Here is an 11,222-nt window from a genome sequence, read left to right as displayed (position 1 = left end):
GGCAGGAACGTATTAAAATATCTTCACTATCAAGACAATTCTCAGAATCATTGACGTAGTCAAAAACACTTTCACCTTCTTTCACGTTTCTACTGATAAATTCAATAAGATTGGTATCTGCTTTGTTATACTTTATAATATTTGATGGAAACACACTGATGTATACTTTATTACCATCAGCTTTAGTCCATAGCAAAGTCTGGATTTTAACTCTAGCATATCTAACTTCTGTGCCATCTAGAAAGTATAAATCTCTCTTAAAAGTACCATTCTTCTTCAATTTATCTGATTCTGGAATGCCAAGTTCTTTACGAACAAACCCTTTATGTATAAAATCACAGTAATTGGTAATAATACTACTGTAGATTTGTTTTAAATGAATTAAGTTGTTATAGGATTTTCGCATTGTAACTTAAATCCTAGACAAAAAGCGCAAAAGGTATTCACTACCGATTGCGCTTTTTGTTTTTTGTTTTATCTGCAATTTTTATTGGCTAAATCTAACTTGTTTACTGAAAAGATTATTGGCTTATAACAGAATTGCAAAGCACTATATTAAGTAGCAAATGAGCTGATTTTAATAAATAAGCTCATTTGTTTTTAGTAAAACTTTCACATTACAATTTCTACTATATTCCTGCAAAAAACTACAAATAAACCTTCCCCTTGTTGTTGACTTAAGTATTTATATTTACTAAAATAGTAAATGTTGTTATAGGGGGAGTAAAAATGTTAAAAAATTCTAGATACGATGAACTTGATTCATTAAGGGGGATTGCGGCTTTAATAGTTTTTGTCTATCACATGACAAGAGTGTTTAAATGGGGCGATAAAATGATTGCCTTAAGTCATTCAGTAGTTTATCTTTTATTTGATGGTCATGCTTCTGTAATGTTTTTTTACGTTCTAAGTGGTTTTGTGTTGTCATTACCATTTTTTTATGGCAAAAAAAGCAGTTATAGAATTTTCATACTTAAAAGATTTTTAAGGATATATATACCCTTTTTAGCTGCAATGGTTCTTTCAATATCCGTATCTATACTTCCATATAAAAACAATATTCATTTTAGTTCTTTCTACAATTTAATATGGAGAGATGGTTTAAACAAAAAGATTTTATTTAATAATCTATTATTAATCGGTAATTATAAAACATATGCATATGATTTTGTTATATGGTCTTTAGTACATGAAATGCGAATATCTCTTATTATTCCAATATTGGTGTTTATATCAATAAAACTTGATTGGAAAAAAATAATTGCAATGTGTATTGTATTATCGACAATCGCATCACTATTATGGGTACGTTTTGTAGATGCATCTAAGTATCTATACAAAAGTTCACCATATGAAACTCTGCACTATATTTCAATCTTCTTTATCGGAATATTATTATCGAAGTATCATAAAAAATTAATTAGTGCCTTTAAAAATTGTAGTATTGAGTTTAAATTGATGGTACTAATCATTTCATTATCAGCCTATGGATATAGGGGATGGGTTCCTTTCCATGGTACTAGCCTCCACTTCTGGGCAATTGAAGATTGGTCTATCGCTTTAGGTTCATGTGGACTGATTATTGTTGCTTTAGGCTCCAAAGCAGCTTCAAAGTTTTTACTAATGAAGCCAATACATTTTCTAGGTAAAATATCCTTTAGTTTTTATCTATATCATACAATTTGTATTTTATTATTATTCAACCTCCTGTATGGAAAAATTAGAACAGCATACATATACATAATAATTACTTTCGCAGCTTTTATAATTTCATTTATAGCATATCATACAGTTGAAGCTCCAATTTGTAAATTTATTAAATCAATCAGAACAAATAATACTATTCAACATACTAAAGCGGCATAAACCCCGCCCGTAAACAAAAAAACATAAATTGTTTGCATTTATAATTTGTAAGTTCAATTAAGAATCGAGGAAAGATAAATGTACTATTTAAAGAAAAGATGCTTGCGCTTGTAAGTTAAAATATTAGTTTATATATACAAAGCAATGTTGTCTACTAAGCCTTTCATTAAATGCATTGTTATTTATTAGTATATGAGAATTTATATATTATCTAATTTCTAGATGCCATATAAATTCTCTTCTTTTTAATATTAATTAGTCACAATATTTTTTAATAACTCTTAAAGGTCTCATCATATCATGATCCTCATGTTCAAGAATGTGACAGTGCCATATATAGTCTCCAGTATAATTTTTAAAATGAGCTATTATTCTCGTTACTTTACCTGGTTCAACTCTAACAACATCCTTCCATCCTCTTTCACTAGGATCCGGATCGACTGGTGCTCCAGTATAATCAATTCCTGTACCATATTCTATAAATTTTTTCTCGTTAAATGTGTTTACATCAAATGGCTGTCGATTGAGTATCTGAAATTGAACAAGGTGAAGATGAATTGGATGTGAAACGTTAGGCGGATTCACAAGTGGATTCGCAATTTCCCATATTTCTATACTGTCATACTCAGGCATTTCTGTAGCGGGATCACTGAACATCTTGTTATTTAACATCAACATATTTCTACCATAATGGTCCAAAGATTGACTAAGAGTAAGTCTTCTTATTCTCTTTGCCATATCTTTATCCAGTTTTTCCATAGGGCGAAGTTTTTTAGGAATTACACTCCTATCTTTATATTTAAGAGGAAGCTCCACCTTAAACTGCATAACATCAACTTTAAAATCCGTTTCTTCAGTATTAAGAATTACAGTATCACCATGTTTTAGCTTTGAAAAATCTATTATAACATCTATTCGTTCAGCTGGATCTAATGGAAAAGATTCTAATTTTACAGGTTCACCTAACAACCCGCCATCAGTACCTATTTGATAGAAAGATTGTCCATTTGAAAGCTTAAGAACATAACCGTTTGTATTTGAAGCATTTAATATTCTAAAACGATATTTTCTAGGCTCAACTTTAAAATATGGCCATACTTTTCCGTTAACAACCATAGTGGCTCCAATAAAAGCACGAACTACTGAAGGATTAACATATTTATTCGGAGGCGTTGTATTAGATGGATAAAAAAGCGAACCATCCGAATTAAAAGTTTTATCTTGTATTATTAGCGGAATATCATATTCATCTTTTGGAAGTCCTAGACTCAGTTCATTAAAATCATGAATGATATAGAAACCTGCTAAACCAGCATAAACATTCAATCTTGTAATTCCTAACGAATGATCATGATACCAAAGTGTTGTTGCCTGTTGATTATTAGGGTATTCATATACTTCCTTACTGAAGCTTGATCCAGTAAACTCATAATTACGAGTAAACCAAGCCTCTGGAAAGCCATCACTCTCAGGAGCAACATTCGCTCCATGAAGATGAACAACAGTACGAACTTCTGGATTATCAATAGCACCGTGTAAAGATTTATCTACTGGCAAAAAGTGTTTTAATGGAAGGTTATTTATCCATTTTGCATAAACAGCTTGATCTTTCATTGTCTCAATAGTAGGTCCTGGATATATACCATTATAACCATATACAAGAGTTTTACAAAAATCTCTATGAAATTTATGCCCAGCACATTTCATTTCTATCTCATAATAGGCATAATTATTTCCTCGTTTGTCTGGATTTAAAACCTTTGGAATTGGGAGCTCATCAACAAATTTGGGAATCGTGCTGGGTATTGATGGATTCACTTCGGGTACGCAATTGTCTTCAGTTAGATGATTTTCTTTCATATGTGTCACCTTCTTTTTAATCTTTTCGTGGTATTTTTTATAATTACTGCTTCTATATATTATATTCGACACATGAAAAAGTAGTTCCTTAAAAACGCCTATATTAGTTTATATATAATTTTATACATACTATGTTAATATAAGCAGTTCTTTTTGGGGTACAAAACAAATTAAACATGTACTATAATATTACTTGGTGATAATTTATGAAGCAATTGATTTTAGCAGAGAAACCATCCGTAGCCCGTAACATAGCTGATGCGTTAAACTGCAAACAGAAAAGGAATGGATTTCTAGAAGGTGAACAATATATTGTTACCTGGGCTTTCGGACACCTAGTTACTCTGTGTGACTGTAAGGACTATGATGAAAAATATGCCTTATGGAACACAGATTATTTTCCTTTTATACCTGACAAATTTAAATATAAAGTAAAGCCCAGCAGTAAAAATAAAAACGTAACCGATGAAGGTGCAAAAAAGCAGTTGGACATAATAAAAGCCTTAGTAGATAGGGAAGATGTTGAAGGCATTATAACTGCAACTGACTTCGATAGAGAAGGTGAACTTATAGCACTTTTGATATTTAAGCATATAAATGCGGCTAAACCTATTAGAAGAATACTTATTAATGAATGGACCCCAAAAGAAATACAGAACGGGCTCAAAAATTTAAAGACCAATGATCAGATGAAATCGCTGCAGGCTGCCGGTGTGAGCAGACAGATAGCAGATTGGGTAATAGGTATAAATTTCACATCAATAGCCACTCTAAAATTTGCTCGTGGTAAAGGGAGCCTTTTAAACATCGGACGCGTACTTATGCCTACTTTAAAAATGATATATGATAAAGATATGGAGATAAAAAAATTCAAATCTGAAACTAACTATGAACTCATAGTTGAATTTCAAGCTGAAGGCGGCTCGTACAAAGGGAAATTCTTTTATGGTAAAAACGATAAATTTCCTAAGAAAGAAAGCGTCGAAAAACTAAATGAAGAAATTCAACATAAAGAAGGCAAAATAATCGAAAAAACTATAGAATCAAAAAATGAATATCCAGCAGCATTGTTCAATTTAAGTAACCTTCAAGGTTTTATTACAAGCAAATATAAAGGCTGGACTGCCGACAAGGTTTTAAAAACAGCACAAAGTCTTTATGAAAAGAAGCATATTACTTATCCAAGAACTGAAAGTACTGCTTTAGAAGAGTCTATAAAGGATAAGGCAAAAAATGTGCTAGAGGTTCTAAAAAAGGATATACCTTTTAAAAATGAAATAATATTCAATGAATCAAAAAAAGTATTCAATAATGATAAAGTTGAAAGCCATAGTGCTATAATCCCTACTTATGTGCTGCCAAGAAATTTGTCTGAAGACGAAAAAATAGTTTATGATGCTATAAAAAACAGATTTCTGTCACAATTTATGGAGGCTGCTGAATATGAAAATACTGAAGTAATTACTGCAGTTGACGGTGGCAAATTTCAAAGGCTCTTCATTACAAAAGGACGAGTACTGAAGAAAAAAGGATGGCTAAAACTTTACAAAGATGGAAAAAAGGATGAACTTCTGCCTCAGTTGGAGAAAGAAGAAGTAGTAGAAATAGTTAATTCTGAGGTGACTAAGAAAAAAAGCAAGCCTCCCGCTCACCATACAGAAAAGACACTGCTAAAAGCTATGGAAACCTGCGGTAAAAACAAAGGTGACAAAGATGAAGAGGATGTCAGCATATTATATGGCTACTCTATCGGTACAGCTGCCACAAGAGCTGAAACTATAAATAAATTAAAAAGTGCCGGATATATAATCGCAAAAGGCAAATCTCTGTTGATTACAGAGGTCGGCATTAATCTTATTGAAAAATTTCCAGTTAAAGATATCATGGATACGGATTACACAGGGCGCCTTGAAAAGAAGCTCTTCGATATGGAAAAGGGTAATTTTGATCAAAATGCATTTCTAAAAGAAATATATAATTTCACGATAAAAGGAGTTAATAGGATAAAATATACCAGTAAAATTATTATAAATGATACTCGGGAAAAAACGCCTTAATCCTTGGTACTGCTTTATTTAATAAGTACCTTACCTATACTAATGTTCAGTAATTAAGAAATTCATAAATCGCTGCAGCGATTTATGCACTTTCCATATCCTGTTGACTTTAATATTGTCAGTATAATTCTCATTACAATTTAAATATACTTATTTTCTAGTATGCGTACCCATTTTAATAATAACAAAAGCAAAATAAAGCAGTAGCGGTATGCCAAAATCAATTGGAACAGATATATACTCCCACACATGTTCCCTTAACTTTAAAAAAAGTACATCATTGTCTCCAATATAATATGTAAGAATTATCATCATTATGCCCCATATTGTAATAATTACCGGGCTTTTCTTTTTTATTCCAACGGTTTGCATAAATGCCTGTAAAGAACACAACATAAGAATTCCTGCCTGTATCATTATACTCCAATACCATAGAGCAACCATAAATGATTCAAAACGGTGAAGATATTTTGTGATTTGAATGGATCTTACAAAGTCCATACTTGCTATTCGCATCATTGCCACAACCTGAGGGCCCATGACCATTAATTCAACGACAAAATAAAAAATGAAGAAAAAGCCTCCAATAAATAAACCAGATACTGCTGAAGAAAGAACTTTCTTTTGGTTGTTTACAATTGGAAAAAGCATACCTACAAGTAATGGAGAAAAGCCAATAAAAGTATCAGTATCTATACTAGATTTAAATACAGTAACTATTCCCAAATCAAAAAAAGGTGTAATTCTGCTAATATCTAGTTCAGAAAGAGAGGCCATAAATACAAGTAAGTAAAAAATTATAGCCATTGCAAAAGCAATTACACTTGTTCTTCCAATAACTTCAGGTCCTTTCCATACTAAGTAACATATTATGAAAACATGTAGTCCAGTTATAACCAGAAAAGGTGTTTCTGGCAGTAGAAAGCCTGTTAGATGGTGAATATACATTGTTATTGAGCTAGATGCAAGAAGAAAAAAATAAATTGCAACAATTAATCCTAAAATTTTTCCAAACACACTTCCAAGTAATTCCTTACTGTACTCAACTATTGTTTTCTCTGGGAAGCTTTTTCCCATAAAAATTGCAATTAAAATAAATGGCAGTACGGTGAATAAACTTATAATCCCGCATATCCACATGTCACGGCCTATTTTTCTAGCTAAAATGCCACTTCCATAATTAATTGTTGCTGGCCACATAACACAAATTATAATATCTCTTAAATGTTTATTATTAATGAGTTCTTTTTCTTTGTGCATATTATTTTTCTCCTTTATTGCATAAATTACTTATGCATTTTTATCGGTTCTAACGGTTTTGCTAATGATACATGGTGAATATCAACTTTAACATTAACAATAACATGGGCGGCTCTAAAAACTTTATTCCAATTCCTACACAGCTTATACCAGTCCTCCTTATGCTGTCTATGTAATATTTTACTTAAACCGATGAAATCTATCTGTAGGTCCTGCGCAGTAGTAACTGTATAATATATATCCTTACGAACCGCTGCACCTAACACCTTCGACAGCTCATTCAATTTATACATGTCATTAAAATCAGTCTGGCACGCTTGTTCCGTGATATTTGCTTTTACTTTGACATTAATTTTATAATATGGAATTTCATTATCAACGTAACTTTTGTAAGCTGTTCTGGCACTTTTAATTTCCATTGTAATAGGCATATTATCATCAGGACAATAGACTACCATTATAGAATCGTTCATTTTGTTTTTTAACCATAATAGTCCTCTCGTCTGCTCTTCATTAAGTGAAGCAGCTAATTTCTTTTCACTAAAAACATATGCACCGCTTGTTCTTAAAACAGGCTCTAATCTTGATTTGTCAACAACAATCTTTGAAGTTACTGGACCTAAATAGGGGTCAAGATAATCTTCAAGAAAATCTTTAAGCATTATACTGTAAGACTTTCCTGATAAATTCTTATTTTCAATTATGTCCTCCAAATATATTGCTGGATCCTTTTCCATCTCAGGTACAACCTCAATCAATTTTCCTGCTTCATCCGGTGTAACTGCAATCAATGTTCTCAAACGAAGCTCGGGATTCCTGCTAAAGAAATCAAATATTTCAAGAGTATTACTTCTTGCCAGTTGTTCCCCTATGATTATCAACTTAATATGAGCCCAAAAGATACGACGAGAAGATATAGAAGACATATTTCGTATTGCTTCAAAAATTGTTTTTCCAGTGCTGGAAACAATCCAAAAAGGTTTATCACTTTTGTCACCAGATTGTGTTTTACTATAAGTATCTGGATTAGCTATTTGTGCCGTCACCTTAAATCCATTTATATTTTTATCAATACCAATGCTCAACACAAAAGCAAGTTCATTTATTTCTCTGGCATTCCAACATCCTGTTAATAAAAGTGAAGGTATAAGAATTAGTATAACAGCTATTTTTTTCATGGAAGCCTCTCCTTTTTATATTAAAAACCATAAATAAGCAATATATAAGTTATTCTTAAAGGTTACAAGATTTACAACTGAAGTTCTTTGTCCCTATTTATTTTCATTGTCTGGTGATGGTTTCATGTTAGCTCCGACTCTTCTAAATCCCCTTTTAGCTATATAACTAGGAAGTCGGTTCATCGCCCACCATGGAGATCTTACCATAACATCCTTAAATTCATTCTTCTTTGCTGATACAAAAGGTTCCATGTAGCTTATACCAAAAGAACGAAGGCCATTTAAATGAATAATAATAATGCTTAAACCCGCTAAGATACCTGGTAATCCAAGCACAGAAGCCATTAGCATCAAAGGAAATCTTATTAGCCGCCCGGAGGCTGATGCATTAAAAGCTGGAATAGCAAAAGAACTAATCCCAGTTAATGCTACTACTATTACCATAGCCTGAGAAACTATACCAGCCTCGACAGCCGCTTGGCCTATAACTATACCTCCTACTATACTTACTGCCTGCCCTGCCTGTTTAGGCAAGCGCAGACCAGCCTCCCTTAAAATTTCAAATGTACCTTCCATTATAAATGCTTCTCCTATACTAGGGAAAGGTACACCTTCACGTGATGCCGCAATAGATAGTGCTAATGTGGTAGGAATCATTTCCTGATGATAGCTTGTTAATGCTATATACATTGCAGGAAGAGTAATTGAAATGAAATATGCCACTATTCTGACAAACCTTGTAAAAGTTCCAACCAAAAAACGCTCGTAATAGTCATCTGCTGACTGAATAAACTCGATGAAAATAGTTGGAGCTATCAACACATGCGGAGTTGTATCTACAACTATAGCTATCCGTCCCTCTAGTATTGCTGCACTAGCTCTATCAGGACGTTCTGTATGTTCTAACTGCGGAAAAGGTGATAGAGGTGTATCCTCTATTAATTCCTCAATATAACCACTCTCAAGTACACTATCCATTTCGATATTGTTTAAGCGTTTTCTGACTTCATTTATTATTTCTTCTTTTGCAACCCCCTCGAGATAAGTAATTAATATTCTTGTTTTAGTTTTTGCGCCTATTATTAATTGTTCTATCCGCAAATCTGGACTTTTGATACGACGCCTAATTAGAGCAATATTGTTTTCAATATTCTCTGTAAAACCATCTTTAGGGCCTCTTACAACATTTTCTGCATTGGGTTCTGAAATTGCTCTTTCCTTCCATCCTGCACTCTCCACTATTAGTGCTTTATTAACTTTGTCTAGCAGAAGTATTGTATTTCCATTAATTAATTGATCTAATATATTATTAACATCATATTCTTCTTTTACATAAATACTTGGAATGCCGTACTCTTTGAGTATTTCAAAAAATTCAACATTATTTTTAGCATTATTAAATTTATCGTTCGCCATTAATGCCCCAATAACTTGTTCGTTGATCAACTCTCGTTCAACCAAGCCCTTAATAAAAATTACTGCTGCCTTTACTTCAGTATCTGGCGTTATTGTAAATTCTCTCACTATTACATCACTGGCATAGCCCATTATCTTTTTTATGTTTTCAATATTAGAAGTTAATTCTATAGAGAGTTCTATCTGCCTAGGCGGCTCTTTTTTGCAATTCTTATCTTTTTCTGTATTCGCACTTTTCTCTTTATTATGATAATATTTAAAAATTGATATAATAATACCCCCTTTGAAACAAGTACTTATAGGCTTATTATGCATCTAATAAAGTTATAATTATTCACATAAAGAAATTAAAAATGATCAGTCAGACTTTCTATATCCAACCGATCATCAAATACTTCACTATTTTAATAGCTCAATTTAATTTTTTATATTTAATACTTTGCAAAACAAGAATCTATTTTTCTGCGAGACATTTACACAATAAAAAACGATGCTGCTACTATTATATAAACAGCAATAAGCTGAACTCCTTCTAACCAGTTAGACTCACCATCACTTGCTAATCTATTGGCAATTAATACAGAAAAAATCAACGCAATTAACTCAAACGCATTAAACACAATGCTCATCGGTGAAAAGATCAAACTTAAAAAGATAAGAACAGGTGTTACAAAAAGAATAATTTGCAAACTTGAACCTAAAGCTATTTCTATAGATACATTCATCTTATTCTTTAAAGCCATCATAACTGCAGTACTGTGCTCCGCAGCATTACCGATAATAGGAACTAAGATAATACCGACAAAGGCTTCACTTAATCCAATTGCCTTAGTCATTGGTTCAACAGTCCCAACAAATATTTCAGATTCAATTCCAATAAAGATGGTTGCAGCCACCAAAATTATTATTGCTTTGTTTAAAGACCACTTTGGAGCAGACTCTTCCTCGGCCTCCGTAGCATACAAATCTTTGTGTGTATAGAATGAAAAAATCAAACTTAATATGTATATAGCAAACATTATAATTGCAACTACTACACTAAGTCCTTCATATCGAGTGGTCAGTAATTTTGAAGCAACAGTATGTGTAAAAATTGCTGGAATTATTAGACCTATTACAGCAAATAGCAGCATACTGGAAGTAACATCAATTACCTTTTGATTAAAATGTTGAGTTTTATACTTCAAACCGCCTACAAGCATACTTAGTCCAAGCACTAATAAGATATTACCGATAACAGAACCTGCAATAGAAGCTTTTACTACATCAAATAACCCTGCTTTCATAGCAAAAAAACCAATGATGAGCTCTGTTGCATTTCCAAACGTAGCATTCAAAAATCCACCGATACGACCACCTGCATAATGAGAAATAGCTTCTGTCGATTCCCCCATTATCCCTGCCAAAGGTATGATGGCCAGAGCGGAAAACACGAAAATCATTGGTTGTGAAAGATGCAGTAATTCTCCAATTAAGCTCACCGGAATAAATATAAGGAAATATTTTAATACTTTCATTTAGCCCTCCATCTCGCCGCTGCCGCCTACGACAAAAATAGTAATTAAAAATGGTGCACGGCTTTCAC

At 32.5% G+C, this 11,222-nt stretch carries 8 protein-coding genes; 2 read left to right on the top strand and 6 right to left on the bottom strand.

The genetic code is table 11. The annotated features are described in order from the left end of the window. Positions 1-406, bottom strand: a 406-nt coding sequence (locus tag CLORY_RS16970; protein WP_139376074.1) for a hypothetical protein, incomplete at its 3' end; no start/stop codon positions are given. Between the two features lie 323 nt (positions 407-729). Here CLORY_RS16970 and CLORY_RS16965 point away from each other — a divergent pair. Next, on the top strand, positions 730-1,866 hold the full coding sequence (locus tag CLORY_RS16965) for an acyltransferase family protein (protein ID WP_079426683.1): 1,137 nt from the start codon (positions 730-732) through the stop codon (positions 1,864-1,866). 255 nt (positions 1,867-2,121) lie between these two features. On the opposite strand, the gene CLORY_RS16960 is transcribed toward CLORY_RS16965, so the two are convergent. Continuing rightward, complete coding sequence (locus tag CLORY_RS16960; RefSeq protein WP_079426681.1) at positions 2,122-3,726, bottom strand: multicopper oxidase family protein; 1,605 nt, start codon at positions 3,724-3,726, stop codon at positions 2,122-2,124. A 206-nt stretch (positions 3,727-3,932) separates the two neighbouring features. Between CLORY_RS16960 and CLORY_RS16955 the strand changes: the two genes are divergently transcribed. Further along, entirely contained in the window at positions 3,933-5,783 is a 1,851-nt protein-coding gene (locus tag CLORY_RS16955) for a type IA DNA topoisomerase (protein ID WP_079426680.1), read from the top strand. 150 nt (positions 5,784-5,933) lie between these two features. Here the strand turns inward: CLORY_RS16955 and CLORY_RS16950 are convergent, their stop codons facing one another. From CLORY_RS16950 to cax, 4 genes are all read right to left on the bottom strand, one after another. Next, positions 5,934-7,043, bottom strand: a complete 1,110-nt coding sequence (locus CLORY_RS16950; RefSeq protein WP_079426678.1) for a GerAB/ArcD/ProY family transporter — start codon at positions 7,041-7,043, stop codon at positions 5,934-5,936. Between the two features lie 26 nt (positions 7,044-7,069). Then, complete coding sequence (locus tag CLORY_RS16945; protein ID WP_079426677.1) at positions 7,070-8,221, bottom strand: Ger(x)C family spore germination protein; 1,152 nt, start codon at positions 8,219-8,221, stop codon at positions 7,070-7,072. A gap of 93 nt (positions 8,222-8,314) precedes the next feature. Then, positions 8,315-9,952, bottom strand: coding sequence for a spore germination protein (locus CLORY_RS16940; RefSeq protein ID WP_242954445.1), 1,638 nt, complete (start codon positions 9,950-9,952; stop codon positions 8,315-8,317). A gap of 158 nt (positions 9,953-10,110) precedes the next feature. After that, positions 10,111-11,154, bottom strand: a complete 1,044-nt coding sequence (gene cax, locus CLORY_RS16935; RefSeq protein ID WP_079426675.1) for a calcium/proton exchanger — start codon at positions 11,152-11,154, stop codon at positions 10,111-10,113. Positions 11,155-11,222 lie beyond the last annotated feature (68 nt).

Source organism: Clostridium oryzae, assembly GCF_002029235.1.
Classification (GTDB): Bacteria; Bacillota; Clostridia; order Clostridiales; family Clostridiaceae; genus Clostridium_AE; species Clostridium_AE oryzae.
Note: the sequence above shows the minus strand (reverse complement) of the source record. Positions and strands in the feature narration are given on the sequence as shown.

What these genes read in the sequence shown, in the direction of transcription:
- CLORY_RS16965 (WP_079426683.1), top strand. Translation starts at nt 730, where the DNA reads ATGTTAAAAAATTCTAGATACGATGAACTTGATTCATTAAGGGGGATT.
- CLORY_RS16960 (WP_079426681.1), bottom strand. Translation starts at nt 3,726, where the DNA reads ATGAAAGAAAATCATCTAACTGAAGACAATTGCGTACCCGAAGTGAAT.
- CLORY_RS16955 (WP_079426680.1), top strand. Translation starts at nt 3,933, where the DNA reads ATGAAGCAATTGATTTTAGCAGAGAAACCATCCGTAGCCCGTAACATA.
- CLORY_RS16950 (WP_079426678.1), bottom strand. Translation starts at nt 7,043, where the DNA reads ATGCACAAAGAAAAAGAACTCATTAATAATAAACATTTAAGAGATATT.
- CLORY_RS16945 (WP_079426677.1), bottom strand. Translation starts at nt 8,221, where the DNA reads ATGAAAAAAATAGCTGTTATACTAATTCTTATACCTTCACTTTTATTA.
- CLORY_RS16940 (WP_242954445.1), bottom strand. Translation starts at nt 9,952, where the DNA reads ATGCATAATAAGCCTATAAGTACTTGTTTCAAAGGGGGTATTATTATA.
- cax (WP_079426675.1), bottom strand. Translation starts at nt 11,154, where the DNA reads ATGAAAGTATTAAAATATTTCCTTATATTTATTCCGGTGAGCTTAATT.